The sequence below is a fragment of the Microcoleus sp. FACHB-SPT15 genome, assembly GCF_014849525.1.
In the GTDB taxonomy this organism is placed as follows: domain Bacteria; phylum Cyanobacteriota; class Cyanobacteriia; order Cyanobacteriales; family Coleofasciculaceae; genus Symplocastrum; species Symplocastrum torsivum.
The window spans coordinates 130,035-156,032 of sequence record NZ_JACJNU010000007.1 but is presented as its reverse complement, the minus strand read 5'-3'; the positions used below and the strand labels follow the sequence as shown (position 1 = coordinate 156,032).

General features: G+C 45.2%; 24 protein-coding genes. 12 read left to right on the top strand and 12 right to left on the bottom strand.

Going from position 1 to position 25,998, the window contains the following annotated elements:
• Window positions 1-30 precede the first annotated feature (30 nt).
• Both H6F98_RS03255 and H6F98_RS03250 read right to left on the bottom strand, forming a co-directional pair.
• Window positions 31-2,214 (bottom strand): iron uptake porin, encoded by a 2,184-nt coding sequence (locus tag H6F98_RS03255; protein ID WP_313929789.1) that lies wholly within the window; start codon window positions 2,212-2,214, stop codon window positions 31-33.
• A 278-nt stretch (window positions 2,215-2,492) separates the two neighbouring features.
• Entirely contained in the window at window positions 2,493-4,229 is a 1,737-nt protein-coding gene (locus tag H6F98_RS03250) for a pentapeptide repeat-containing protein (RefSeq protein WP_192217235.1), read from the bottom strand.
• Window positions 4,230-4,431: 202 nt separating this feature from the next.
• On the opposite strand from H6F98_RS03250, the gene H6F98_RS03245 reads away from it, so the two are divergent.
• From H6F98_RS03245 to H6F98_RS03230, 4 genes are all read left to right on the top strand, one after another.
• Complete coding sequence (locus tag H6F98_RS03245) at window positions 4,432-5,262, top strand: DUF1338 domain-containing protein (RefSeq protein WP_199348261.1); 831 nt, start codon at window positions 4,432-4,434, stop codon at window positions 5,260-5,262.
• A gap of 295 nt (window positions 5,263-5,557) precedes the next feature.
• Window positions 5,558-6,049 carry an SMC-Scp complex subunit ScpB gene (scpB, locus tag H6F98_RS03240; RefSeq protein ID WP_192217234.1) on the top strand — a complete coding sequence of 164 codons (492 nt, stop codon included), beginning with the start codon at window positions 5,558-5,560 and terminating at the stop codon, window positions 6,047-6,049.
• Window positions 6,050-6,190: 141 nt separating this feature from the next.
• Window positions 6,191-6,589, top strand: a complete 399-nt coding sequence (locus tag H6F98_RS03235) for a DUF760 domain-containing protein (protein WP_192217233.1) — start codon at window positions 6,191-6,193, stop codon at window positions 6,587-6,589.
• Between the two features lie 332 nt (window positions 6,590-6,921).
• Window positions 6,922-7,254: a TMEM14 family protein gene (locus H6F98_RS03230; protein WP_192217232.1), complete on the top strand. Its 333-nt coding sequence runs from the start codon at window positions 6,922-6,924 to the stop codon at window positions 7,252-7,254.
• A 340-nt stretch (window positions 7,255-7,594) separates the two neighbouring features.
• Here the strand turns inward: H6F98_RS03230 and H6F98_RS03225 are convergent, their stop codons facing one another.
• Window positions 7,595-7,801: a hypothetical protein gene (locus H6F98_RS03225; protein ID WP_192217231.1), complete on the bottom strand. Its 207-nt coding sequence runs from the start codon at window positions 7,799-7,801 to the stop codon at window positions 7,595-7,597.
• 369 nt (window positions 7,802-8,170) lie between these two features.
• Between H6F98_RS03225 and H6F98_RS03220 the strand changes: the two genes are divergently transcribed.
• Both H6F98_RS03220 and H6F98_RS03215 read left to right on the top strand, forming a co-directional pair.
• A complete protein-coding gene (locus tag H6F98_RS03220) occupies window positions 8,171-8,728 on the top strand; it encodes a GNAT family N-acetyltransferase (RefSeq protein ID WP_192217230.1) in 558 nt (185 codons plus the stop codon).
• Window positions 8,729-8,740: 12 nt separating this feature from the next.
• On the top strand, window positions 8,741-8,905 hold the full coding sequence (locus tag H6F98_RS03215) for a hypothetical protein (protein WP_192217229.1): 165 nt from the start codon (window positions 8,741-8,743) through the stop codon (window positions 8,903-8,905).
• 65 nt (window positions 8,906-8,970) lie between these two features.
• Here the strand turns inward: H6F98_RS03215 and H6F98_RS03210 are convergent, their stop codons facing one another.
• The 4 genes from H6F98_RS03210 to H6F98_RS03195 form a co-directional block, all read right to left on the bottom strand.
• Entirely contained in the window at window positions 8,971-10,911 is a 1,941-nt protein-coding gene (locus H6F98_RS03210; RefSeq protein ID WP_192217228.1) for a zinc-ribbon domain-containing protein, read from the bottom strand.
• A 200-nt stretch (window positions 10,912-11,111) separates the two neighbouring features.
• Window positions 11,112-11,501 carry a VOC family protein gene (locus tag H6F98_RS03205; RefSeq protein ID WP_192217227.1) on the bottom strand — a complete coding sequence of 130 codons (390 nt, stop codon included), beginning with the start codon at window positions 11,499-11,501 and terminating at the stop codon, window positions 11,112-11,114.
• A gap of 4 nt (window positions 11,502-11,505) precedes the next feature.
• Complete coding sequence (locus H6F98_RS03200; protein ID WP_192217226.1) at window positions 11,506-12,546, bottom strand: hypothetical protein; 1,041 nt, start codon at window positions 12,544-12,546, stop codon at window positions 11,506-11,508.
• 171 nt (window positions 12,547-12,717) lie between these two features.
• Complete coding sequence (locus H6F98_RS03195; protein ID WP_242058313.1) at window positions 12,718-14,523, bottom strand: DEAD/DEAH box helicase; 1,806 nt, start codon at window positions 14,521-14,523, stop codon at window positions 12,718-12,720.
• A gap of 202 nt (window positions 14,524-14,725) precedes the next feature.
• On the opposite strand from H6F98_RS03195, the gene H6F98_RS03190 reads away from it, so the two are divergent.
• The 3 genes from H6F98_RS03190 to H6F98_RS03180 all read left to right on the top strand — a co-directional run bounded on the left by H6F98_RS03190 (window position 14,726) and on the right by H6F98_RS03180 (window position 19,261).
• Window positions 14,726-16,039, top strand: a complete 1,314-nt coding sequence (locus tag H6F98_RS03190) for an aspartate aminotransferase family protein (RefSeq protein WP_313929788.1) — start codon at window positions 14,726-14,728, stop codon at window positions 16,037-16,039.
• Between the two features lie 94 nt (window positions 16,040-16,133).
• Window positions 16,134-17,165, top strand: coding sequence for a GAF domain-containing protein (locus H6F98_RS03185; protein ID WP_192217225.1), 1,032 nt, complete (start codon window positions 16,134-16,136; stop codon window positions 17,163-17,165).
• Window positions 17,166-17,476: 311 nt separating this feature from the next.
• Window positions 17,477-19,261 (top strand): caspase, EACC1-associated type, encoded by a 1,785-nt coding sequence (locus H6F98_RS03180; protein ID WP_192217224.1) that lies wholly within the window; start codon window positions 17,477-17,479, stop codon window positions 19,259-19,261.
• 19 nt (window positions 19,262-19,280) lie between these two features.
• Here the strand turns inward: H6F98_RS03180 and asnS are convergent, their stop codons facing one another.
• From asnS to H6F98_RS03165, 3 genes are all read right to left on the bottom strand, one after another.
• The gene (asnS, locus tag H6F98_RS03175) at window positions 19,281-20,672 is read right to left on the bottom strand and encodes an asparagine--tRNA ligase (protein WP_192217223.1); all 1,392 of its coding nucleotides are present in this window, start codon (window positions 20,670-20,672) and stop codon (window positions 19,281-19,283) included.
• A gap of 119 nt (window positions 20,673-20,791) precedes the next feature.
• A complete protein-coding gene (locus H6F98_RS03170) occupies window positions 20,792-21,346 on the bottom strand; it encodes a GrpB family protein (RefSeq protein ID WP_192217222.1) in 555 nt (184 codons plus the stop codon).
• Window positions 21,347-21,398: 52 nt separating this feature from the next.
• Window positions 21,399-21,791, bottom strand: coding sequence for a DUF2203 domain-containing protein (locus tag H6F98_RS03165; protein ID WP_192217221.1), 393 nt, complete (start codon window positions 21,789-21,791; stop codon window positions 21,399-21,401).
• A 46-nt stretch (window positions 21,792-21,837) separates the two neighbouring features.
• On the opposite strand from H6F98_RS03165, the gene H6F98_RS03160 reads away from it, so the two are divergent.
• Entirely contained in the window at window positions 21,838-22,137 is a 300-nt protein-coding gene (locus H6F98_RS03160) for a DUF6439 family protein (protein ID WP_192217220.1), read from the top strand.
• Here H6F98_RS03160 and H6F98_RS03155 read toward each other — a convergent pair.
• Both H6F98_RS03155 and rlmD read right to left on the bottom strand, forming a co-directional pair.
• Entirely contained in the window at window positions 22,120-22,566 is a 447-nt protein-coding gene (locus H6F98_RS03155) for an ATP-binding protein (RefSeq protein ID WP_192217219.1), read from the bottom strand. The two genes, H6F98_RS03160 and H6F98_RS03155, sit on opposite strands and share 18 nt — an antisense overlap.
• A 515-nt stretch (window positions 22,567-23,081) precedes the next feature.
• Window positions 23,082-24,482, bottom strand: coding sequence for a 23S rRNA (uracil(1939)-C(5))-methyltransferase RlmD (gene rlmD, locus H6F98_RS03150; protein WP_199348278.1), 1,401 nt, complete (start codon window positions 24,480-24,482; stop codon window positions 23,082-23,084).
• A gap of 88 nt (window positions 24,483-24,570) precedes the next feature.
• On the opposite strand from rlmD, the gene H6F98_RS03145 reads away from it, so the two are divergent.
• Window positions 24,571-25,056, top strand: coding sequence for an allophycocyanin subunit alpha-B (locus H6F98_RS03145; protein ID WP_192217217.1), 486 nt, complete (start codon window positions 24,571-24,573; stop codon window positions 25,054-25,056).
• 434 nt (window positions 25,057-25,490) lie between these two features.
• Complete coding sequence (locus H6F98_RS03140; protein ID WP_313929787.1) at window positions 25,491-25,967, top strand: hypothetical protein; 477 nt, start codon at window positions 25,491-25,493, stop codon at window positions 25,965-25,967.
• The last annotated feature ends 31 nt before the right edge of the window (window positions 25,968-25,998 follow it).

Sequence of the window (25,998 nt, the reverse complement as noted above, 5' to 3'; positions counted from 1 at the left end):
GAATTGAGAACAGCAATACTGCTGGAAGCTCTAGAAGTTAAAGGTTGTCCGAATTGCTCCAATCGTGATCGTGTCGTTGTTATCGTTGTGATTCGGATTGAAAATCACAATCACTCCAGGCGTGATGCTGATGTTATCTGTCACCTGGAAACGAAAGAAGCCTTCTACATGAGTAGTTGTATCCGGTTGACCCCCTTCACTGAATGTGAAGTCACCTCGATTTACGAAGCTAGGAATATTTCTCCCACCATTGTCATCAGAGATGTCACTACTGGTAATTTTGGGAGGCTGACCGACATAGATGCCAGCTAAGTTCCCTTCACCCAATAAGTCAGGGAAATTGAGGAAAGCCATCCAGTTGAATGTCTCCACATTTCCATCGCCACCCGTGAAGTCAGATGTTGTGTAACCACCCCAACCTCCAGCAGTGAAGCCTGGTGTAAGTCGCCACTCTAAGGTTGCACCAAAGGCATTTGTTAACATCGGCGCTCTGAGGAACCCGTTAGCATTCGGGATTTGGATTGCCAAGATGTCATCACCAACACCTGTGCCCAATTGACCAGAGGGTGAGTAGGAGTTGATGTATTGAAGGGAGATATCAATTGTATTGGTAGGAGAAATGACTAACTGGGCACCTGCTGTCGTTGTCCCTTCATCTCCACCAAATAAGCCACCATTAATGGAATCGTTGGTTCTGTTGGCTGAGTAGATACCTTGCAAGCTAAACCGGGTTCCGAGTTGCCAGTCAAAACCGACACCGCCGCCATTTCCACCAATACTGATAATCGGATTACGTTGGGCAAAGCGGGAAAGGGGTCCTGCCCCAGCACTTTCTACACGATTTACTCCCCGGAAAACGTTAACTGGGTTAACACCTACTGGACCAACGATGAGGGCAAAGTTATTACCAAACAATTGACGGTAGTTGAGGTCACTCAACTCAAAGTCGTTGTTGTTATCTCCTTCATAACCCAAGCCGACATAGTTCTCTAAAAAGACACCTGTGCCTGAGCCTTCACCTGCTTGGAGACCAGTTAGTAGAAGACTGCGAGGACTAAACTGAGTGAACAGACTCAACTGCACATTGTCGATGACATTAACATTTGTGGAGTCGTCCTCGAATCGGTCTAAGAAGAAATCAAATTCATTTTCACTGCGCCCTTGAACCCCAAAAATTGCCTGTCCAAAGAGTTTTGTAGTGGTGGAGAATTGATTATCTTCCAAAGCGGCTGTGCGACCTTCTAACTCGTCCACTCGTGTGCCTAAGTTCGCCAGTTCTGTCTCAAACTCACGCACCAAGCGTTGCAGTGTTTCTAAGTCTTCACGGACGACAAAGCCTTCACTAGAGGCGGTAAGCAAACGTTCAACCTGCTGTAGGCAAGAATTTAAGCCTGCGGCAAATTCATAACGGGTGAGGGCACGATTACCTCGGAACGTGCCATCCGGATAACCGGCAATACAGCCATAGCGCTCTACAAGATTTCGTAGTGCCTCATATGCCCACTCACCTGGGGACACATCAGACAGTTGAGTAACATTGGTTACTTGACCCATTGGGTCATCAGCTTGCATTGGATCTAGAGAGTCCAATTGCCCTGCTGCCGGAGTGATTGGTTCACTGATGCCGTTGGCGAATTCGGAAAACCTAACCCCCCAGCCTCCTTCCCTGCTAGGGAAGGAGGAGTCCGAAAGCCCCTCCCCGCTTCGGGGAGGGGTTTGGGGAGGGGTCACACCCTTCGCTAATTGACCAACAGTATCTTTACTCGTATCTCCCTGTGTAGGCAGGGCTTGCGCTAAGTCTTTGACATTCGTTTCAACTGGTCGCGGCAATGTTTCTGTTGCCTGTACTGGAGTGTTGTCAGTCGCAACCTGTTGGGGAGATACGGAAGAGGGGAAGTTGAGAATTTCTCCTTGTCCTTCTTGTTCCGATTGCGATCGCACTTCCTCCGATACAAGGTTAGGCGCGAGTTCTAACTCAGTTACTGGATTGGTCAGTTCTGCTACCGTTGGCTGGTTCGTAGCTGGGGCTACCTCTGCTGTCGATAAACCTGTAGATGCCGGGAATTCCTGAGTTGAAGCCTCAGCCGATGTTACTGCTGTTGAATTAATCTCTGGTGCAGCTTGAGCGGATGAGATAGTGGCAGCAAAGCAACTAAGGGTTGCAAATATCAATGCTGAAGATGCTGCCTTTTGATAATCTGGACAGGATTTCACGGTGCTATTACTCCTCGAAACACCTTATTCGCGTTTGATTTTAGCTGAGATTTAAGACGGAGCGTTAATTTGTTTTTATTCTTTAGTTGGATTTAAAGTAATTTAACTTGATACCGTACTCACTTAGCCAAGATTTGTATGTAGAACCATCAAATTCCTTGCCGATTTAATAATGGTTGTGCTATGCAATTCAATTAATAACTTTGTTGAGATACTAAAGGTTCTTGTCAGTTCTTCTAGGTTTCTTTTGCTGACAAACGCCACACCCAAATGATGATTTAGCTAGGCTGACCTTGGGATAAAATTAGCGCGATCGCTAAACGTACCGCCTGTCCCACTATCGAAAACCGTGCTGCCTCATTTGCCGTTCCTTCCCAATGTAGTAGCAGCTTTTGGAATATTTCGTCTTGTTCCGCTCGCCTCATAATTGCCTGAACAATAACTTTCTTCTGGATTTCTTCAGTAGAAAGATTCTGTTGTCTCAAAAAGTCCAGCAGTCGCTGTACACTCTCCACAAACTGCTCTGGGGCTTGGGAGATGATAATTCGTTCTATCTGATTGATGACTTCTTGATACATCCGCCGTCGGCGCTCAGCGAAACCTGGAGGAGGCGGTAGGACTGAACTCCGGGATAAGGGTTTGATATTCGACTCCGGATTCTCCTTAATGTTTAGTAAGTTCAGGAGGGTTTGCCGTTGAATGAGGAAACGCTCCAAGATTTTTGGGTAGAGTTGCAGGATGCGTTGACTCACGAGTTTGGTATTCACCAACTGATTAGCCGACAACCGCAGCACGTAGTTTCCGTCATTAAATTCATAAGATTTAATTGTCAACAGGATGTCTGGGCACTCCAGTTTTACCTGAGTTAGCGTAAACACTAATGCCTCCCAGTTTGGGGCTTTGGGAAAGCGAACTTCTATGCCAATATCTTTCGTGTTCCTAAGCGCCAGTTCTCCGGGTTGTAAATCACCACTAGCCGGATAGCGATAGCTAGGGCTTTTCGTCGCATAGTTAAACTGGGTAAATAAGTAATGACAGTTAACTGTTGATAGATCAACCTCTTCAAGGTGCCAGCCGTGAATACAGCAACCTGTTAGTTCTGCCCCCTCAAGCTTGGTACGAATCAAATAACTCTCCAAGAAATAGGCTTCACTCAAATTCGCCTCACTCAAGGTTGTATCCTTCAGGTAAGCGCCACTTAAGTCTGCCCGTCGCAAATCTGCTCCTCGTAGATTCGCTTCACTCAGATCAGTATGCAGTAGATAAACATCGTGGAGAATTGTTCGTAGCAAATCCGCTTTATGCAAGCTGGCTTTGAGTAAATAAGCACCCGTGAGATTTGCCCGACTGAAGTCTGTGCGATCGCAGTTTGCTTCACTCAAGTCTGCACCTGTTAAAATTGCTCGATGGAAGTCTGCCCCACTGAGATTTGAGCCGCGCAGGTAAACAGCATTAAGGTTCGCTTCCGTCAAATTGGCATCAACTAAACTTACGTCTCGCAGATTCGCTTTGTCTAACTGAGCCTCCCGCAGATTAGCACTTGTGAGGTTAGCTCCAATCAGCATCGTGCGGCGGAGATTGGCTTCCATTAACTCGGCACTCACTAGCACCGCGTTGTTAAGCTTCGCTTGTTCGAGATTACTCTGATCTAGCTTTGCCCCTTGAAGATTTGCTCCACTCAAATCAGCATCCGTCAAATCTGCCCAATTTAAGTCTGCTTCTTCAAGCATTGCCCAACGCCAATCCACTTTACTCAGCTTGGCTCGACTTAAAGTCGCTTGGTTAAAGTTAGTGTTGTTGAGTGTAGCATTGCGTAAATCAGCTTGATGTAGACAAGCCCCCGTTAGCTTGGCATTGCTTAAACAAGCCCAACTGAGATTCGTATTAGTCAGGTTGGCTCCTGTTAAATTGATGTGGCGAAGATTCGCCCCTGTTAGAGTTGCACCACTGAGGTCAACATGGGAGAAATCACGTTCTCCTTGTCGATAGCGATCAAGAAAGTTTTGTACTTGCATTAAAACCCTTCAGGCAGGGTAATCTCAAGACTGATTGAATACGCCTTGTTTGAGTAGATAGGCATAGTTAAACACAACTTGTTGTATTTAGGAGTATGTCGGCAAAATTTTAGGAAAGGAATTTCCTTTGGTTAAGAATTTTGCTATGAAAGAAACCAAAAGAAAAAGATGTATCCTTGCGGTATCAAGATTCTGACTGAGGATGATGGCTCAAGTTGCTTCCTTAAATACCGAAGCCTTTTTTGAACACCTCTGGCAAGACTACATCCAGATGGCACCAGCAGCGGCACAACTACAGCAGGTATTCCTTGAGCGTGGTGAGCAGGTAGTCAATGACCATGTTGCCTTGCGTACCTTCAATCTAGAACCCATCCAATTGACTGCCTTGGAACCTCATCTTCTGGCAATGGGCTACCGCCGATTTGCACCTTATCAGTTTCCAGAGAAGAAGCTGCAAGCTTGGGGCTATATCCCACCGCACGATACCTTACCCCGTATCTTCCTCAGTGAACTCGATTGCAGTGCCTTTAGCGTTAGTGTGCAGGAAATCCTCCGCCAACTATGTGTACAGGTAGAGCCAGAACGTGTGCAGGAGATTGATATATTTTGGGCAGGACGATTGTGGTCACCAATCAGTTGGGCTGATTATCAAACCTTGCTAAAAGAGAGTGAGTATGCGGCTTGGGTGGCAGCACTAGGACTGCGCCCGAACCACTTCACCCTCAGCGTTAATCATCTTGTACACACTCCTAGCTTGGAGGGTGTGCTGGAGGTTGTGGAATCGCACGGTATGGCACTCAACACGTCAGGTGGACGGATTAAGGGTTCACCAACCGTCTTGCTAGAACAAGCCTCAACTCTAGCTGAACAGATGCCTGTTGAGTTTTCAGGGGGTGAAGTGCATGAAATTCCCACCTGCTATTACGAATTTGCACGGCGTTATCCTGATGCTGATGGGACTGTTTATCAAGGCTTTGTCGCTGCCAGCGCTGACCGGATTTTTGAATCAACTCATGTGTATCGCTCAAGTTGAACAAGAAGAACACAGGAGTGGCTGTGTTCAGAAGAAATTCAGGTACTCAACTGCTACTTGATGATATCTAGCAAGCTCAACTGTAGCAAGCACTACAAGTCAATCCGCCGGATAGCAGAGTATGGAATGGTCGCCAGGTGGCAGATTAGTTATGGGTAAGCAATTTGATTGAACTTACAGGACGGCACTCGATTGAGGGAATTGGGAAAAAGAAAACATTGTAGTAGTAATAGTAGGTGGGCATTGCCCACGAGAGAATAACTCTTCCTTCCCAAATCCAAAACTTAAGTTATACATGCCTCGTTTAGCAGCTCAGATAGAAGCGATTCTTTACCTGAAGGGACAACCCCTTTCAATTACAGAGATTTCTGAATATGCAGGATGCGATCGCGATAATGCCGAAGATGCCCTGATTGAACTAATGGCAGACTATGCTCATCGGGATAGTGCCCTAGAAGTTGTCGAAACTCCATCTGGATATAGCTTACAGTTACGCTCATCCTTTCAAAACTTACTACAAAGTTTAGTACCTGCTGAATTAGGTACAGGTGCGTTGAGAACACTAGCTGCGATCGCACTAAAAGACCCGATCGCACAACCTGACTTGATTAACCTGCGTGGTAGTGGTGCTTATCAACATATTCAGGAGCTTATCAATTTGGGGTTTGTTCAGAGACGCCGACAAACTGATGGTCGTTCCTACTGGTTACAAGTTACCGACAAATTTCATCAACATTTTGAACTTGATCAACTACTGCCACCACTGGAGAAGCAGTCCCAATCCTGACAGCGCTTTGAGCCTTTCTTTAAACGTGGATTTCCCCTAAAATCTCTTCCTAAAGAGCGAGAAATCATCATACAAGGTAGGAGTCGCCAGACATCACAATCGTTTAGAGTGGTACTAAGCAAGTCAAACCGAAGATTACTAATGGTATTTAATCCTGACTTTCTCAATTCCCAACCTGAAGATGAGCAAGTAAATCAACTTCTGAACTATCTCCAGCACCAATCCCCAGATGTTTTGTCGCGAGTTGCCAAGTCGGCAAGTCCAGAAATTCAACAAATCATTTCTCAAAACGTTCAGGGACTGGTGGGGATGCTCCCTTCAGAAAACTTTAACGTGCAAATCACAACTGATCGGGAAAACTTAGCAGGATTGCTAGCTTCAGCAATGATGACTGGCTACTTTCTGCGCCAGATGGAACAACGCATGGAACTAGAAGAAACCTTAGTTGACTCAATTTCATTACGTCGCAGTGAACCTTCTAAGCCAAAACCGCGTCACGGTGAAAAGCCTAATGATTCCTCTAGGCAAACGGAGCTGTAAACGCCGTGCTTTTTGATACGCATACACACCCCCGCCACACTTAAATCAGGTACGGGGGATTATTGCTGCCGTCTTCTGTTAGTCGGTTCCGCCCTTGCTGTGACCGCCATACTCTTTTGTGAGCATTGTTTTTCCTGGTTAGGCTTGCTGTACTTGAGAGTGGAACCGACAAGCTTAGCCGCCAGCCGCAAAGGTCAGCATAAGAATTACTGACAGCAAAAGACCAGGACTCAGTAGCAGTACTAACATTAACAAATCGTGCTGGGTCATAACCCTAAATCTCCTAACTTCTCGTTTTTACGCTAACGCGCTACATCGACGACTTCCTCAAAATGAACAATTTATTTCAAATTGCTATCTGGTCTATTCCTGTATATGCCTTATTAGTCCTAGTTGGGGGCATAATGGGATACCTCAAAGCAAAAAGTAAAGTCTCGCTATTTTCTGGGATAGGCAGTGGAATAGTCTTGCTAGTTGCTTGGTTGCTTTGTCGTCAGATACCCATAGCAGGGTTAGGGCTAGCAGCATTGATTGGATTAGTGCTGTTTGTGGTCTTTGTAACACGCTTTCTCCGTACTCGGACTTTTATGCCTGCGGGGTTGATGATGGGATTTTCCCTCGCAGCTACGGTTATATTTTGTCTAGGGTTGCTTACCAGCACTTAGTTTGAGTAAAAAAGCGATCGCCCTTTTAGCCTCTAAGGAATGCGATCGCACTACATCACTAATACCAATTGGGTTTGGCTTTGGCACAAATGAAACCAAGTGCATCCCAAGAATAGCGCAGACAATTGTGTCATTCTTATACCCAATTGGTATAATCCAAGAAAATAATTCTTGTCTATTTAAGAGTTACCGTTACCCAAGTCTTTATTCTTAAAACCTTAACTACCTAAAGAAAGACAGTGGGAGACTTTGAGAATTAAACTTTCCTCATCTGCAAAGCCACTCCACTGCCAAAGATTCATCGAAAACAGAGCCATGAATGATTATTAGAACTGGATTACTAATCCACCACTCTAATCCAGCCTTTATTTAAGCCTTGATAAACCTGTTCAACTAGGTTTTTTTCCTCTAGCGAAAGTAATTTTTTAGACAAGACTGCTGACATAAACAAGTGCTGGTCAACGCGAGTAATTTTGCGTAGGTAAATAATCCGATTGGCAACTTGTTGAACTGGAAATTTAGGGAAGCAAACTTGTGTCGGTTTCATAACTTCTTGGCACGCTCTGTAATTCTACTATCAGAGATTTCACGGGAATTCTCAGTGATCGACAGGTTCACGGCTAGTGATAAGAGCCGGAAAAGAAATGTGACGAAGCCTTTGACACAAGGTGATATAGGTCACCAAAAGTAATTATCTCAGAAAATTTTGCAACGATACATATATTATGTGTCAATTCGTAAAGATTTGTAAATAGCATTAAAGTTTTTCTAGGCAGGGCTTACGCAGAACCCCTACGTGTAGGGTGGGCAGTGTCACCTACTACTACTACGAATAGTCTTTAGATGAGCAATTTGTGTAAGTCCTGCTGGCAAATGGTGTTAAGCCGCAGGCGTAGAGCGCGATAAGATACAGTTCATGCTTACTCAATCCACGCTAGAGACAAGTAGGTTAATCTTGCGCCCACTCACTCGTGCGGATGCACCATCAATCCAGACAGTTGCGAGTATTCGTGAGATTGCTGACACTATGATTTCCATTCCTCATCCATACCCGGATGGTGAGGCTGAGCGATACATCTCCAAACAACTTGCAGAGTTTGAAGATGGTCATTCTGTCACATTTGTAATCGAGCATAAGTTTGACAGAGTATTTAGCGGACTCATTGAGATTCGGGATATTGAACAGGAACATTCTCAGGCTGAACTGAGTTTCTGGTTAGCCGTTGAAGCACGGGGACAAGGTTACATGAGTGAAGCATTGAAACCTGTGCTTCGTTTTGCCTTTGAAGATTTAGGACTCAATAGACTCTGCGCTTACCACATGGTGAGAAATCCAGCTTCCGGGAAGGTATTGCAGAAAAACGGGTTTGTCCAAGAAGGTTTGCTACGTCAACGAGTGAGGAAGTGGGGGGTGTTTGAGGATGTGGCATTACTAGCAATTTTGCGTAGAGATTGGCAGGGAAAAGCAGCATAGCACTGCATTGCAATGAAGGAAACTGAACGAGGTTTTAACGATGAGGGGCGAATAGTCGAGTTATCAGATATACAGAATATGCTGAATTGCAGGCATTCGCTGCGGGTTAAAACGTTTATCGAGTTTCTGATGAAACGATTTGGCAATTCGCACTACTGGGATGCGATCGCAATCTGAAGGCTTTGTTTAACATCACGTTTAACCATTAATTTGCCACAAGTTTTTCAGCAACTTACTTGGCTCTAATTAATATTGTGAAAATTCTGGCTTTTACGTTTTCTACATCTTGGACACCAAGTACCACCACGAAGAATACTCTCAGGCGTAGCTGCCCATTCATGACCCTCTTCGCACTCCCATAATAGCTTTTGTTTAGTTCCTTTATATTCGGAAGATAAACACTTTCCATTACGAGCCGTGGCTATCTGGTGCATCTCCTCAATTGAGTGAGTTCGTCTCTTTAATGCCCTTTCTTTCTTGGCACACTCAGGACACCAGGTGCCAAAAAAAACGTTATTTGGTCTTGCTTTCCATTGATGACCTTCCTTACATTTCCATAAGAGAGGCGTAACACTGTTGATGTATTCTTCTGACAGACACTTGCCGCTACGTTCAGCAGCCAAAGTCTGCATATCTTGGATAGTTTTATCTTTTCCAAGGCATTTTGGACACCAGCTACCACTATTCTTCACATTATTTGGTGCTGCCTTAAAACGATGACCTTTTGCACATTCCCACTCTAGGTGTTCAAATATACCTAAATATCGTTTTGATATTAGTTTTCCTCCATGCTTTACCGCGATAGCTTGTAATTCTCCCAAGCGATTCGGGCAATAAACTGCCTGTAAATCTACTTTTTTCTCATCAAATCTAGGAGGCAGAGGAATGCCCCTTTTTAACAGTTCATCACGTATAAAAAGCTTAAGGGCATCAATACCAAGCACATCTAAGATTGATGGAACCTCTATAAGTGTTACATCATGAACCTTGCAGAGGTCGCGTTTTCGTTGATCACGATTTTGTATTTTTACGAATTTAGTGTCACAAGAGTGAAAATACTTAATGAGCTGGGAATGTTGAAGTCCTTGATGCTCGAAAGCAAGTTTTAATGAGGGAGAATAACCATCAAGTTCCATCTGATGTCCATCAGGGGATCGTAACCATTCCGGTCTAGCTTTATTGAAAGGATATCCAAAAAGCTGTTCAAAAAATGCACGACAGATACGCTCTCCTAAACCAGCACTACAATCGGGACACCATCCTCCTCTAACAATAACTGACGGAATTGTTTGCCAGCGGTGACCTTCTTGACATTCCCATAGCAATTTTGTGTTTGTACCCTGATAGATAGTAGACAAGCACTTGCCCACTCGTTCTGCGGCAAGTCTTTGCATATCCTCAATTGTCTTTTTATTATTCCCCGCACAATCGGGACACCACTTTCCTCCATTAATAATATTGTCTGCATTAGCTTGCCATTGATGACCTTCGGCACACTGCCACAGTAGGCTTCCTTTAACGTTAATAAATACCTGAGACAAGCATTGACCGCCCTTGCTACTAGCAAATGCCTGCATTTTTTCAATACTGTGTGTTTTCCGTTTCTCTCCACGAATCTTTTGAGCACATTTGGGACACCATCCATCATTCTTGATGTTATGTGGAGTTGCTTCCCATATATGCCCCTCTGTACATTGCCAGGTTAATTTCTTTACAACACTTTCAAAATGAGATGATAGGCATAATCCGCCACGTAACTGGGCTAAATTCTGCATATCCTCAAGGGTGTATCGTCGCCGATTTCTGTCGCTTTTTGCGCGTCCACAATCCGGACACCATCTACCAAGGGTCTTGATATTTTGAGGGATAGCTTCCCATTTGTGACCTTCTGCACACTCCCAAAGGTGTTTTTTCCCCATACCTAAAAACGTAGGAGAAAGACAACATCCGCCATATCGAGCAGCTAACTCTTGTAGGTCTGCGATAGTTCTTCCCCGTCCAGCGCAAAACGGACACCAGTTCCCGGCTTTGAGATAATCTCGGCAAGATTCAAACTGATGTCCATGTTTGCACTCAAAAAGTAATTTACTTGTAGAGTTTATATATTCGTTGGCAAAACAGTGACCACCACGTTCTTTGGCAATTTCACGCAACTCTTCCAGAAGTTTTGCTCTGTCTATCATTTAAGTAGTGGAGAATTCCCTTCACCGTTATTGTCCATGTTCAATCACTTGATTGGCGAGTTGCCCCCTTAACTTCCGTAAAATTGGGATTTTCTTGAACTGCTCAGGACATATGGCATCCCAGTCTGCCCTCCATTGCGCGTTACAGCTACACAGCCAATCCTGACAAAATCGAACCTACAGGGGTGGAATAGTTTTCACTATCTCCCCGGAGCGTTTTCAAAGCGTTGAATCTCAATTAGGTAGCCATTGGGGTCGCGCAAGAAGCAGTGGTAAATGTTGTACTTTTCATTCAGCTCCGGCGGCTTTTCAAATTCGACACCCCGCAGAGTAAGATAGTTAAACCACTCGTCCACCTGCTGCGTTACGAGGGTAAAAATCACATTCGATTGCTTGTCAGTCGGCGGAGTTTTTGTCTCGCTACTTTGGCATAAGCCCACGTACCCATCACCACTGACCCGATAAATCCGACAACTACCTTGATCGAGCCATAACTTCAATCCCAATACATCTTCGTAGAACTGTGCCGAGATTTCAAGGTCATGGGTGTAAAAAAAGGTAATTGAAGACTCAATCGGCGGGTGGGGCATGGCTTCACTTATTCCAACAATTGGGTGAGATAATTTTAGCCGTCTTATCATCTAAATAAAATTCATAGACAGGTTCTCCACCTAATTCACAACGTAAAGGTTCAAGGATTTTCGTGAAGGGATTCCAAACCGCTGTTACTGTCCGTTTGGCTTTCTTTCTAACCAATTCACAGTTGATATGGACTGTTGGTAAATGGATGACCATAGCACTGTGTAAAAAAGCGTCTACTACTAGGGTATAACGTTCCTTGATATCCGCCAGCTTCCTCTCTAATTCCCTTTGAGTTGCTTCAATACGAGCTAACTCCTTCTCTTTTTCTTCACCTATTAAACCTTTATACTCCATCCTTGAAGCAATCTCAGTCGCTATCGTACCGTAATAAGCGTGAAGTCGTTCAGAATCTCTCGTTAGAGTTCGTGTTAACTTAGCACTCCAATTCTCTAGTTCAGCTTTAATTAATTTCGCGGCTGTCTGTTCGATTAAACTCGATAACTCCTCAAAGGGCTTTGTTATTAAGTCTGGAGAATCGTTAACATCAATTCGATCAGCTTCCCAAAACAAAGCATCTCCAATGTCTATGGGTGTCACTCCAGTTAGCTCATTGATGATAAAGGAAACCATACCGATTCTTCGTTCATCGGCTTCCGCTGTGTAAGCAACATTGCACCAGATATAACGAGTCGTTTCGGGTTTAGCATCCAGAAATCGAATTAAGCCATTTTGAGGAACAATATTTTGTTGTAGGAGTTTCTCAAATCCTGTAGTTTTTAGATAGCTATCATACTTCACCCCGACTGCTGCCACACATCCTCTATCACTTAACAGTTCAGAAAACTTGTTGAGTAAAGCCGAGTGATAGGTGACAAAATGGCTCTCAGGAACATCCGCTCTGGTGGTTAAAGTAACTTCTTCAGGCAAGTCGAGAGCTTTCGCGATATTAGTCGCTAACAGGACATTCAAAACCTGTTCACCATCCGGTTCAGCGATTCCTTCGTGTAAAGAGATGAGTTGTGCCAGGGTAGACAGAATTGGATCAGAAACCATATTGAGATAAGGAACACATAAGAGAAGGCAGAAGGAGGATTTAATCTACCATCTACTTCCTGAGTTTTAGAGGAAATGTGTAAATATTAACTCTTCCTAGCTCCTGGCCTTTGCTCTCTCCCTTGATGAGTTCCCTTTTGCCCTTTGCCATCTGCCCTTTGCCTTCCTAAATTAGGCTTCAAAGTCTTCTCCAAAAATCTGTTCATCAAGTTCGCTAGTTTCCCGATACTTATCTTTAGCTTTTATCAACTCGGTAGCTAGATTTTCAAACGCTGTATCTAATTCGGGTTTGGCTTGATGCTTTAACCAAATGTCTATCACCACTTCGCTGAAATCAAACTCTTCGTCAACGTTTCCTAAGATAGTTTCGATTTCTCCTACCACGAGTTCAAACATATTGATTTTATCGTGCAAAATTTTTAGGATATATTCTTCAATACTGTCCTTGAGGCAAAAGTTAAAAATAAACACATCCTGTGTCTGCCCGATGCGGTGGATTCTCCCAATGCGTTGTTCAATTTTCATTGGGTTCCAGGGTAAGTCGTAGTTAACAATTGCATTTGCAAATTGGATGTTTCGTCCTTCTCCACCAGTCTCAGAAGCTAGTAAGACAGGAACGCGATCGCGAAACGCTTCAATTGCCGCATCTTTCTCTTTTAACGACATATCCCCCAGAAACTGAGCAAACGTGATACCCGCTTCTTCGAGTGTTTTGGCTAAGTAGGCACTTGTTGCTCGATGGGTAGTAAAAACGATGGTTTTTTGCGTTGACTTTTTGAGTAAGTCTACTAACGAAGCAGCTTTCTCAACTTGTTTAATCTGTGCAGCACGTCGGGTTAACGTTTTTAGTTCATCACTGGGGAATTTTTTGGCAAGGTTCTTGAGAGAATCGGCTAAAGCTTGAGGCGAAGAACCTGCCCGCATTAAGAGATTGGTACGGGAAAATTTGTCTAACTTCTGCGGTTTGGCTGTATCTGATTCACCGATTTCAAGAGAACGCACATACTCAGTCAAGTCTTGATAGAGTTTCTCTTCACTCTTGGAAGGACTAACAGTGATGGTGGTAGCGAAGCGTTTGGGTAACTGGACATCAACTAAAGAACGGGTATTGCGTACCATCACCTCCCGCATTAACTGCCGCAGCTTTTCTGGGTTTTTAGGAACACGCCCATTTTTGGAGGAGACGTACTCTTTTTTAAACGCGGCTTCCGTCTTCAACAATCCTGGTTTGAGGAGGGTTAAGAGATTGAATAGTTCCACCAGGGAGTTCTGGACGGGGGTGGCGGTGAGCATTAAGATGAATCGTTTATTTAGGGCGTTGACGAGTTTCCAGTTGAGGGTGCTGCGGTTCTTCAGGTGGTGCGCTTCATCAACGATGACTAAATCCCAGGAACGAGTTGTGACTAAGTTGAAGTGCTTTGCTGATTTAGCCGTATTGAGGGAGGCAATCAGTCGATTATTTGTACTCCAAAATTCACCGGGGTTGAGTTGGAGTTGTTTGTCGTCGCTAGTAACGGTGTCGATACCAAATTTCGTTTGCAATTCCTGTTGCCACTGAGAGACGAGGGACGCTGGGGTGAGAATCAACAGGGATTGAATCATGCCTCGTGCCAGGTACTCGCTTAAGATGAGTCCAGCTTCGATGGTTTTTCCCAGTCCTACTTCATCGGCGAGGAGGGCACGTCCTCCCAGTTGTCTGAGGACTTTTCGGGCGGTTTCGATTTGATACCAGTGCTTGTCTATTGCAGTTAGGGTGGGGAGGCAGACAAGTTGGTCGTAATCTGCCATCACGGATAAGCTGAACAGCTTTTTTCGGGCTTCGTAGTAGTTAATCTCGTCGGTTTGCCCATCAGCAAGTGCTTGTAGGGCACTGGAGTGGTTGAATTTAAAGGTGTACAAGCTGTCCATGCTCTCTCGTTCCCCTGATTCCCAAGCGGCTGCCCTTAGAACGAACCCTAGGTATTTAAATACTCTCATGGTAATCAGAAAACAAGACATCTTCCTTTTGACTTCCTTAATGCATATCACCCAAAATCCTGGCTTTGGGTAGAAGAGAGAGTCTAGTCAGATAGGCTAAAAACTTAAGATTTTACTCTAGCGAAAGCACGACACTCTCAACTCGGTTCATAATAAGCACAAAATCATTGTTTACTGAGCCGCTGTCACTGGAGCAAAACCTGTGCAAAGCCAACTCGAAGCCTTCTGGATGCCATTTACTGCTAACCGACAGTTCAAAGCTAAACCACGGATGTTGGTTGCAGCAAAAGATATGCACTACACGACGGCTGATGGTCGTCAAATCCTTGATGGAATCGCTGGGTTGTGGTGTGTAAATGCGGGTCATTGTCGCCCAAAAATTGTTGAAGCGATTCAGAAACAGGTAGCAACCCTTGACTTTGCCCCTACGTTCCAAATGGGGCATCCAGGACCATTTGAACTAGCGGAACGTTTAGTTAAGCTGATGCCAGGTGGAAATTTTGACCATGTGTTTTTTACAAATTCGGGTTCAGAGTCGGTAGATACAGCGCTGAAAATTGCGATCGCTTATCATCGAGTGCGAGGCGAAGGGACTCGTCAGCGGTTGATTGGGCGGGAACGTGGCTACCACGGTGTTGGTTTTGGCGGGATTTCAGTCGGTGGGATTGTCAGCAATCGCAAGTTCTTCGGTAGCTTAATTCCGGGTGTCGATCATCTCCCCCACACTCATAATCTTGAACACAATGCTTTTAGTCATGGTCAACCAGAGTGGGGCGCACATCTAGCCGATGAACTGGAACGGCTTGTCACGCTGCATGATGCTTCGACAATTGCGGCAGTGATTGTTGAACCTGTGGCAGGTTCTACAGGGGTTCTGATTCCGCCGGTGGGTTATCTGGAACGTCTACATGCCATTTGTGACAAGTACGGCATTCTCCTGATTTTTGATGAAGTTATTACTGGTTTTGGGCGTCTGGGTACAAGTTTTGCAACGGAGTACTTTGGTGTCGTTCCTGACATGGTGACGGTAGCGAAAGGGATTACTAGCGGCACGATTCCGATGGGGGCAGTGTTCACCCGCCAAGGAATTTACGACACGTTTATGGAAACGTCGGTAGAAGGTGCGATCGAATTATTTCACGGCTACACGTATTCAGGTCATCCGGCTGCGTGTGCGGCGGCACTGGCAACCCTTGATATTTATGAAGAGGAAGGGTTATTTGCTAATGCCCACCATCTCGCTAGCTACTGGGAAGAGTGTCTGCATTCCCTGCGAGATTTACCTCATGTCATTGATATTCGTAACTTAGGGCTTATTGGGGCGATTGAGTTGGAACCCATTCCCGGGAAACCGACAGCACGGGCTGTGGAATGTCTCCAACGCTGTTATGACAACGGGTTACTCATCCGCACGACAGGGGACATTATTGCTTTGTCTCCGCCTTTAATTATTCAGAAAGACCACATTAAGGAAATGTTTGAGATTCTCGCAGGGGTACTGCGAGAATTGCCCTGAGCTTTATCGTCGTTTTTTCAGCTTTGTTACAATAATCAACAATAATCATTCCTCGTCTAAGATTGGAGCATGGACTGTTTTCTAATGCTTAGACATGGCAAGGTCGTATAGAGTACATCCAAAGTACCTCCAAGAAGTCAACTTGGCTTGGAAGCGTAAGAGTGAAGGACGCAAGAAAGACCTTGCCGAAAGATTAGGGCTGTCTCTGTGTCTGGTTATTGATAAGCTTTTTCTCAAAGGCGAACCTGTTAATCGTGTAAATTTTATAGAAATTTGTCAGTTCTTAGGGCTAAACTGGCGAGAAATTGCTGGTGTAGAGGAGCAGGAGAAGCCGATCTCATCCCCAAGGGTAGGGGAAAATCCTAGTAAGGCAAACGCTAGTAGCGCATCCCGCCCTCCTATTGTTGTCTCTAATACAACTGGAGATGTTAATGACGTTGATCAGGCGATAAATGAGCTAGTTAGCACTCTGTGTGAGATGTTGCATCGCCTTACCCGAAAAGCGGGGGATTTGGTAAGGGCTGATCGCACCAGCATTTTTTTGCTCGACCACCACAGAAGAGTACTGGGTACGGTTGTTGCTGACGATGGCGAGGGGGGCGGGCTAGTGATTGATATCCCTCTTGGTAAAGGGATTGCTGGTCTAGCTGCCACGTCCTCACAAGTTATCAATGTTCCTTTTGATGTCTATGACGATCCACGTTCTGAAGCGGCGAAGAATACAGATCAGAAAACGGGATACCGTACTTACTCGCTTCTGGCTTGGCCTGTATTGAATAAGCAAAAAGATTTAGTTGCTGTTGTGCAATTAATCAACAAGTTGAAGGCGAATCATGATCCTGAAGACGACTTGTCTAGAAGAATTGATAGGACTGGCTTTACGCAAGAGGATGAAGCAAGGTTTGCTAAATTTGCACCTTCGATCCTCAAACTCTTAGAAAAATCCCAGTTTTGTTACCAACTGTCATTGAAAGTGAGAAACAATGCAGGAGTCAATCAAGCTGACGCTTTCCAGAATGCTGCACTGATTGCACAACTCAAGCGACAGGAACGACTGCTGCGAAATAGTCTTAATAGATTTAAGTTGGAAGACAAAAGCTCTAGAAAGCAAAAAGCACGACGTTAGACTAGAAGCGCGATCGCACTTTCATCTAAGCTCGTTGAGGCGTTGCAGAATGAGTGTTTTATCTTGAAAAATGGCTTGAACTTTATCGAAGTAGAGTTCATAAGCTGCGCTTTGCGATCGCAAGCATTGTAGATAAGGCATGAAGTTCATCTCTAAAGACTCAATTCTTTTGCGAAGAAGCGCTAAAGATTTAACGTTTCTGTGGCGCCTGAATTTTTACCCGGATATAACAGAAGGAACCTGTAAATTTAAGTAGCGCATGGTAGCGATTCAGGTAGTACAAAAATTTGTAGCAGTCTAGGGAATTAAATATGGCGAAGGTAGCACTGCTGATTGGGGTCAGTGAGTACGAGCCTGGTTTAGATCCACTCCCTGGCGCTATCAGAGATATTAAGGCAATACAGCAAGTTTTGCAGCATATAGAGATGGGTGGTTTTGATGAGGTAAAAACTCTGACAAATCCTAACTCGTTGCAGATACAGAAAACGCTTGAAGTTTTGCTTACAAGCCTTAGTGAAAATGATTTAATCCTACTGTTTTTCTCCGGTCATAGTGTCAAGGATGATAGTGGTACACTCCATTTTGCCACTCGCGATACTGGCAGAACCTCCACAGGAGAACTGGTCAAGTCAAGCGCTGTTTCTGCTAGTTTTATTCATGACCTCATGAGTAACAGTAGCTGTAAGCATCAAGTCATAATCCTTGACTGTTGCTTCAGCAGCGCCTTTGCTTCGGGAATTACAGCAAAAGCTGATACTAGTGTAGATATTAAAGCTCAACTGAGTTACCAAGGACGAGCACTCCTTACATCCTTTACTTCCACGCAATATTCCTCTAGCCAGAGAGGTTCTGAGCTTTCGGTTTACACCCGTTACTTGGTTGAAGGAATTGAAACGGGAGCCGCCGATTTAGATGGTGATGGCTGGATTGCGGTGAATGAGTTACATGAATATGCCAGCCGCAAGGTTCAAGAAGCTGCTCCAGCGATGAAGCCAGAATTTTATTTCCTTAAGGAAGAAAATAAAATTCTCCTAGCTAAAGCACAAACTAATGACCCAAAACTGAAATATCGCAAAGAAGCTGAACGGCGGGTAAGTCGCGGCGAGATATCGCCATCAGGGCGTTATATTTTGAACTCATTGGCTTGGGGCTTGGGGCTAACCTCTGAAGAGCGTGCAAATATTGAAGCTGAAGTCCTAAAACCTTATCAAGAGTACCAAGAAAAATTACAGCGATATCGGCGGGTGTATATGCAATCCCTCCAAAGATGCTACCCTCTCAACGCTCAAGCTCGTGAGGAGTTAACCTGTCTTCGACAGTTTCTGGGACTCAGAGATGAAGATGTCATCCCAGTCGAAGAAGAAAGTGCTCCAAAGTTAGCGAATAACTCTCAATCTGACGATAAGGCGAATGAGCTAACGCAATTAAGACTTGGGAGCCAAGCAAACTGGTTGCCTTCAACGCCTAGTGCAATTTCGCCGGGGTACATACCAAACCAATCTATACAACTAACAAACCCCCCTCTTCCCATAAATTCATTATCAGGGTTAGCCGAATCACAAACCAGTCCCGCTTCTGTTTCTCGGTTCCCTAACAAGTTCCTTCTCTTGCTGGGAATTGGAGGAGGCTTAGCAGCTTTAGCACTAACGATTAGCATCTTTACTCGCTCACCAAACTCGCCTCTATCAGAGCCAGAAAATACCGAATTGTCGTCACTGAATCCTTCACCGACGCAATCTCCCACAGCGACAAATTCTAACAAAAACTCTAGTTCTACCACTGCTCCATCTCCTAACCCTACCACTTCACCCAAGCGTGAAGGTTGCTCGGCTGTTGTTAGTGGAAACTTACGCTCTGAGCCTGCTCCTTTTCGGGATAACATTGTCAAGTCTGTTTTTAGGGAGCAGCTACCTGTTACTGGAAAGCAGACAAAAGGAGGCTGGATGGAGGTTAAACTCCCTAACAATACCTTAGCTTGGGTACACCGGGAGGTTGTATTAGACGAGAAAGAGATAGACTCTTGCCTGTTTGGAAATGGAGAAACTATTAAGCTTGTGCCTGATATTGAGCCTCCTGAACCAAGTCCATCTCCCTAAGCTAATATTTGTATTGTCTTTAAAATTCTGCATTCAACGGTGTCCGGGGGAATGGGATCACATCACGGATGTTCCCCATACCTGTCATAAACTGCACCACACGCTCAAATCCCAAGCCAAACCCTGCATGAGGAACAGTACCATAGCGGCGCAAATCTAGGTACCACCATAAATCATCTGGATTCATCCCCTGGTTTTTAATTCGCTGTTCCAGAACATCAAGTCGCTCTTCCCGTTGGGAACCGCCGATAATTTCACCAATCTTGGGAGCGAGAACGTCCATTGCCGCTACGGTTTTCTCGTCATCGTTCAAACGCATATAGAATGCTTTGATCCCTATGGGGTAATCGCTAACGATAACGGGTTTTTTGAATAGTTCTTCAGCGAGGTACCGCTCGTGTTCTGACTGCAAATCTAAGCCCCAGTTGACGGGGTACTCAAACTTGCGATCGCTTTTTTCCAAAAGGGCGATCGCATCTGTGTAGGTAATCCGCTCAAACTCGTTGTTGATGATATTGTCAGCCGTGGCGAGAACTGAATTGTCAATCCGCTGGTTGAAAAACTCCATGTCCTCTGGACACTTCTCCAACACTGACTTGAAGATGTACTTAAGAAACGCTTCTGCCAAGTCCATGTTCCCTTTCAAATCGCAGAATGCCATCTCTGGTTCCACCATCCAGAACTCTGCCAAATGTCGCGAGGTATTGGAATTTTCGGCGCGGAACGTGGGGCCAAAAGTATAGACATCCCGAAACGCTAGTGCCATCACCTCAGCTTGCAGTTGACCACTAACGGTAAGGTAAGCACGGCGTCCAAAAAAGTCTTGGCTAAAATCAACGTCTTGGGAGTCTGTCTTAGGAATATCCTTCAAGTCTAGGTTGGTGACGGTGAACAACTCACCTGCGCCTTCACAGTCATTTGCCGTGATCATCGGGGTATGAACCCACAAAAAATCTCGTTCTTGAAAAAATTGATGGATGGCGTTTGCACAAGCATTGCGGACTCGGAAGACAGCACCAAGAGTATTGGTACGAGATCGCAAATGCCCAATCTCCCGCAAAAATTCAAAAGAATGGCGCTTCTTCTGCAATGGGTATGTTTCGGGATCAGCCTCCCCGTATACCTTTATTGACGACACCTTCAGCTCGATTCGCTGTCCTTTCCCTTGAGATGCCACTAGCACACCCGTCACTTCAACAGAAGCACCCGTATTCAGTCGCTTGAGAACCTCTTCATAGTCTGGCAAGTCAGCATTCAGTACGGCTTGCAGATTAGCGAGGAACGAGCCATCGTTAACTTCTATAAAGGCAAATCCCTTCAATTCCCGCTTCGTGCGTACCCAGCCTTTGATTGTCACCGACTCATCAGGCTGACCATTTCGTAATATTTCCGCAATCCGTTGAGTCATCATGTTTCAAATAGCCACGCTTTCAGTCACGCTTACAATACAAAGACCAGGAGAACTAATAGATATTAACTTCAGTTTAATGGTTATGCCACTGGGTTCGGGCTGGAACTGTATGGCATCCTTCATTCTTCCTTTAGCTTTGCCGCTCCCAATTTACTACCTTTGGCTGCGACTGCTTTCTCCATAACTATTTGAATGTAAGCACTCTTTCCTTTCGTATATCCCTCACGGTCTGTACGAAAACGCACTGCCAAATCACGTTTTAGCACCTCGTAGCGTTTTGCCTCTTCTGGATGTGATCGCAGGTAGTCATGAAACAACAGACGCTCCCAAAACTCACCATATGCCTCAACGACGTGAACGTGATGCGTTCTTCGCAAACCATAGGGAGGCATTCCTTTAACGAAAAACATCCGCCCTGGTCGGGGATCATCTCGCCAGTAAACATATTCAAGAGCTTTTAATAACGGGATAAGTGATTGTGCGGCTTCTAGGGAATGTACCCCGACCATCAAATCAATAATAGGCTTTGCTGCCAGACCTGGAACCGCTGTGCTACCAAAGTGTTCGATGGCAACAACCCTGTCACTACCTAATGCATTAAGAATTCGTGTAGACTCCTGTTCAAATAGAATTGACCAGTATGGGTCGTATTCAACAATTTCTACTTCGTCCATCAGTCCACCTCTGCTAGGCAACAACTAAACACCTAACCTCTGTTCTGAAAGGTTAGCTAGCACAGGATTTCAGTATCCAGCCAATAACAATACCCAGTCCCCCAAAACGGACGGCTTGCCAAAAAGGTTCTTTGAGACTACCCCAGGAAAATAATTGGCTTTCTAAGTTTAGTTCTATTGTTTCCAGTTGTTCTTTTATTTGCTTTAATTCAGCTTGCAGCGCTTGTCGATTGCTAGACTGACGCAATTCTCTCCTGACTTGCTCTCGACGTTGCTGAAGTTCAGCTTGCCGTTGGCGATCGCGCTGCACCTGAGCATAACGCTCTTTGAGTGCTTGAAGAGAGCGCTCTACCTCTGACAAAGCTTCCTGAAACTCGTCTGCACCCGTATCCGGCTGGTTGGGTTCTGAACCAGGGGACGATGAGGATGACGGTTTTTGCGGCATCTTCTAATGCCTTAGAGTAAGAGTAAATGCGAGTGTGCTTGCCATCATGCCTGAACCAACCCAATCCACTAAGACTAATCCCCTAACTGAATTTAGTACCCTTGAGCTAGCTCAAGCGCTGGCGGAGCGTCTAGCCATCACACCGACTGAGTGGCACCGATTAAAGTCTAATCGAAAAGCACGCGCTAGCGAACAAGCTGCCGCTGCCCTAGTATTTCTCTTGAAGGAACAGCCAGAAGAAGCACTTGCGAGATTTCGCCAAGCCTCAGGATGGTTAGACCGATCAATTTCCGCCCCTCCTTGTCCAACTCACGGGGATCAGCGCCCCTCAAGGAACCAAGGGTAGACGGGAACGACTGTTGACCTGCTTACAAAGTCTCAGTTCTGTTCCCTGGCGATTCCACTGAACCTGATCAAAAATCTGGTGGAGGAGACATAAGCCTCTGCCATTTTCTGATTCATCACTCGGCAAACTACAATCATCGATCTGATGACTACAAGGAGGAGAAAAGCCGGAACCTTCGTCCGAGATTATCCACCAGTATTCGTCATTTATGACTGAAAAGTGAACCACTACCGTCTTACTTGGGTCTAAATTGTTACCATGCTTTGCCGCATTTACCAATGCTTCTTGTAACCCCAGCCGAAGTTCCGGTTGCCATCTACGGGGAATCTGTTCAAGAAGCAAATCGAGGATGGGGCAAAGATAGAGGGTAGAAGCGAAGCTAATCGTTCCCCAGTCGCGTCCAACCGGACGCAAAGATATAGCAATCACTCAAAAAACCTCTAGCTTTCATGTGGTGGACTTGATACGTTACACAGCTAGCTGCCATGTTTCTTGTCTCATCTTTCCTAAAACCAGATCTCCCTGGCTCAGGCTGTTTATATCAATCTTAGTAAGTGTCCAGGCTTTCGACGCTGACTCTACAGGGGTTGAGTTTCGCAAGGCTAGCGCGAAACTTTAACACTCAGTTTAGAGTTTGGTCTTTGACCTTTTCCGTGGAATTGCTTGGAGCTATTGCTCGCTTACCAACGGATCGGGGTGAAGTGCGCTAACTTCTTGCCTCTAGAGAGGATCAGTTTTCTCTCATCGGTTTAGAGAGGAACCTTTACATACCATTGTAACGAAACACTCTCTTAAACACCAGATCGTGGCTTCAAATAACCGCCCCATCGGGATTTCTCTGTTTTTAAAGGATGTTCAACTCTTACTTTTTTTCTGGATAAAGTATAGAAATGTCAGTACGGTTTCAGCTTCTAAGAGGTGTACTCATCGACATTTCCCTTGCTTCAGCCTTGTCGTGTTAGGAAGGCTGCACATTCAACGTGGGGCGTTTGAGGAAAGAAATCAGCAGGTTGTATGTGAGCTAACTGGTAGCTACCAGTCTGACTCATGAGCTTGAGATCCCGTGCCAGAGTAGCTGGCTTACAGCTAATGTAAACGATACGCTCTGGTAAGATTTCAAGAAGGGTTTCGATGACCTGGCGATCGCATCCCTTGCGAGGTGGGTCAAGTAAAACAATATCGGGTGTGATCCCCAGTTGTGGCAGCAAGGTTTCCACTGTTCCCGTTTTAAACATTACATTGCTGATCCCGTTAAGCTGGGCATTCTTTTGGGCTTGTTCTACGGAGGCAGGTTGTACTTCTAAACCAATTGCCTGCTTCACTCGTTGCGCTAGGGGCAGAGTAAAGGTACCAATGCCACAGTAAGCATCGACTAGTACTTCATCCCCCTTGAGCGCTAGTTGTTGTGCGATCGCATTTAATAGCACCTCTGCTGCCTCTGTATTGACCTGGAAGAAGGTTTCAGGCGATAGTTGGAACTCAAGACCAGCAAACTCTTCTTTCAAATAAGGCTGACCCGCAATACAGCGAGTTTCATCACCAAAAACCGCATTGGTGCGGTTTGGGTTACGATTCACCGAAACCCCCACCAGTTTGGGGTAGCGAGTCAGCCACTGCTGCGCTTGAACATCAAGATCTCCTAGCTTCCAATCAGTTGCGATCAACGTCAGCAGCATCTCTCCGGTACGGCGCCCAATCCGCAGCGACAGGTGACGGATGCGTCCTTGATGACGGCGTTCGTCATAGACTGACCACCCCATTCGCTCAATATCCTGCTTAACTTCGGCTAGCAGCGGATTCAAGCGAGAATCTTGCACAGGGCATTGATTTAGATTAATTAGCTGGTGACTTCCTTTTTGGTAGTAGCCTGCCTGAAGTTGACCCGTTGCGGATCGTTTCAAGGGATAGGTCACTTTGTTGCGGTAAGCAAGGAACGAGTCACTGGTCAAGATTGGTGCGACAGGAGGCTGAGTAAAGCCACCAATGCGTTCTAAGGCTTGAACGACTAGATTATGTTTCGCTGATTGCTGATACTCGTAGTCAATGTGCTGCCACTGGCAACCACCGCACTTGTCTGCGACGATGCAGTTGGGTCGGATGCGATGGGGAGATGGTTCCAAGATTTGGTGAAGTTTGCCGTTGGCATAGTTGGCTTTGACGTGTACCAACCGAACTAAAATGCGATCGCCCGTGACTGTATCTGGAACAAAAACGACTCGACCTCCCAAACGTCCAACACCCTCGCCAGTATCATTCAAATCTGTAATCCTTACCTCAACCAACTGACCTTGTTGCCATTGGTCTCGGCGGGGATCATCATTTTTTTTATCTGCACTACCAGGCAGCTGAGTTGTAGACACAGTATTTTCCTCTCTTTATTTGTGTAGCCTAGAGTCGCTAAACTACAAATGTTACCTAAGTTAAACCAATAAGATGAGCGTAGTTAGCCAAGTTATTCTCCAAGCAGACGATCAACTCCGATATCCTAGCTCCGGAGAACTCAACAGTATCAATGAGTTTTTGAAAACGGGTGAACAACGGGTGCGGATTGCTACCACTCTCGCTGAAAATGAAAAAAAGATTGTTCAAGAAGCTAGCAAGCAGCTTTGGCAGAAACGTCCTGACTTTATTGCTCCAGGTGGCAATGCTTACGGGGAGCGTCAACGGGCGCTATGCTTACGCGACTACGGCTGGTACTTGCGACTGATTACCTACGGAGTCCTGTCCGGTGACAAGGAACCCATTGAAAAAATCGGTCTAATTGGGGTGCGAGAAATGTACAACTCTCTCGGTGTACCAGTTTCAGGGATGGCTGAATCAATCCGTTGCTTAAAAAATGCTTCTCTAGGATTGCTTAGCCAAGAGGATGTCTCGGCAGCAGCTCCCTACTTTGATTACATCATTCAAGCTATGTCTTGATTTTTGGGCTAAGTATATTTTCTGCATGATATAACCTCCAGCAAAAGTGCTGGAGGCAATTTTTCCTATTTGAGGTAACTCTTAATGGCGTATTAAGTCCTTAAGATTTAATTCTAGCTGGGTAAACGGTTTAGTATCGGGAGATGTCGTTCTTAATCGAATAAAAAACCGACAGTCTCTACTCAGAACCTGTCGGCTGGTTGTGTGTTCCCTATTGATGACTCGGCTAGAGTTCAGTCATGATTTAGTATGCAAAAGTTAGCAGCCTGAGGATGACGATCTTGATCAGCTAAGTGCTGTGAATCTGATCACTGTTCAGAAAACGCTCAAAAGCATTACTTCTGCTTCTGAGTTCCGCTAGGGAAAGGAGAAATCACTGGCTTTAGCTCTGAAAAGTGTTAAGCACGTCATGTTCCCTTAGATCAATCGTGTTTGTGAAAAAACTGCCTTGGGTTTCACTCTTGCTCCTTCTTTTTACCTACGGTGTCTTTGGCTGGCTGCTATCTACCGACGCAGAAAGACTCGCTAATGTTGATGCTCGAAAACTTACTAGCACAGCATTAACATTGGGGAATGCGGCTTGGTTGCTCTGGCTAATGGGAGCTATTTATAGTTTTCTCATTGCTTTCGCTTTGGCGGCTCCTTTAACGTTAATTAGAAACTTTTATACGGGTTGGCTGCAATCGGATACTAGAGCGTTTTTTTCAGTGATTTTTGGAGCTTTTCTCGCCGTAATCATCCTTAGCTGGCTTGAGGTTGTTGTTCGCATATTGGTTTTGCTTGCTGCTGGTGCCTTGGTCAGATTAGATCTTCAGACAGCAGATTACGGGGAATGGCAAGCTTTTGGGATTATCTCTGCCGTTTCCTTGGGTGGCTTTAGTTTAGGTGTGATTATGCATCAGCTGATTTAAGCCGAGAGACGCTAGAAGTATGGAAGACTTA

Bases quoted from the DNA above. Each gene is read 5' to 3' on its own strand.
- scpB (WP_192217234.1), top strand. From the start codon at position 5,558: ATGCCTCGTTTAGCAGCTCAGATAGAAGCGATTCTTTACCTGAAGGGA.
- H6F98_RS03225 (WP_192217231.1), bottom strand. From the start codon at position 7,801: ATGAAACCGACACAAGTTTGCTTCCCTAAATTTCCAGTTCAACAAGTT.
- H6F98_RS03245 (WP_199348261.1), top strand. From the start codon at position 4,432: ATGATGGCTCAAGTTGCTTCCTTAAATACCGAAGCCTTTTTTGAACAC.
- H6F98_RS03220 (WP_192217230.1), top strand. From the start codon at position 8,171: ATGCTTACTCAATCCACGCTAGAGACAAGTAGGTTAATCTTGCGCCCA.
- H6F98_RS03180 (WP_192217224.1), top strand. From the start codon at position 17,477: ATGGCGAAGGTAGCACTGCTGATTGGGGTCAGTGAGTACGAGCCTGGT.
- H6F98_RS03230 (WP_192217232.1), top strand. From the start codon at position 6,922: ATGAACAATTTATTTCAAATTGCTATCTGGTCTATTCCTGTATATGCC.
- H6F98_RS03185 (WP_192217225.1), top strand. From the start codon at position 16,134: ATGGCAAGGTCGTATAGAGTACATCCAAAGTACCTCCAAGAAGTCAAC.
- H6F98_RS03145 (WP_192217217.1), top strand. From the start codon at position 24,571: ATGAGCGTAGTTAGCCAAGTTATTCTCCAAGCAGACGATCAACTCCGA.
- H6F98_RS03205 (WP_192217227.1), bottom strand. From the start codon at position 11,501: ATGCCCCACCCGCCGATTGAGTCTTCAATTACCTTTTTTTACACCCAT.
- H6F98_RS03235 (WP_192217233.1), top strand. From the start codon at position 6,191: ATGGTATTTAATCCTGACTTTCTCAATTCCCAACCTGAAGATGAGCAA.
- H6F98_RS03160 (WP_192217220.1), top strand. From the start codon at position 21,838: ATGCCTGAACCAACCCAATCCACTAAGACTAATCCCCTAACTGAATTT.
- H6F98_RS03250 (WP_192217235.1), bottom strand. From the start codon at position 4,229: ATGCAAGTACAAAACTTTCTTGATCGCTATCGACAAGGAGAACGTGAT.
- H6F98_RS03195 (WP_242058313.1), bottom strand. From the start codon at position 14,523: ATGAGAGTATTTAAATACCTAGGGTTCGTTCTAAGGGCAGCCGCTTGG.
- H6F98_RS03210 (WP_192217228.1), bottom strand. From the start codon at position 10,911: ATGATAGACAGAGCAAAACTTCTGGAAGAGTTGCGTGAAATTGCCAAA.
- H6F98_RS03215 (WP_192217229.1), top strand. From the start codon at position 8,741: ATGAAGGAAACTGAACGAGGTTTTAACGATGAGGGGCGAATAGTCGAG.
- H6F98_RS03165 (WP_192217221.1), bottom strand. From the start codon at position 21,791: ATGCCGCAAAAACCGTCATCCTCATCGTCCCCTGGTTCAGAACCCAAC.
- H6F98_RS03200 (WP_192217226.1), bottom strand. From the start codon at position 12,546: ATGGTTTCTGATCCAATTCTGTCTACCCTGGCACAACTCATCTCTTTA.
- asnS (WP_192217223.1), bottom strand. From the start codon at position 20,672: ATGATGACTCAACGGATTGCGGAAATATTACGAAATGGTCAGCCTGAT.
- H6F98_RS03170 (WP_192217222.1), bottom strand. From the start codon at position 21,346: ATGGACGAAGTAGAAATTGTTGAATACGACCCATACTGGTCAATTCTA.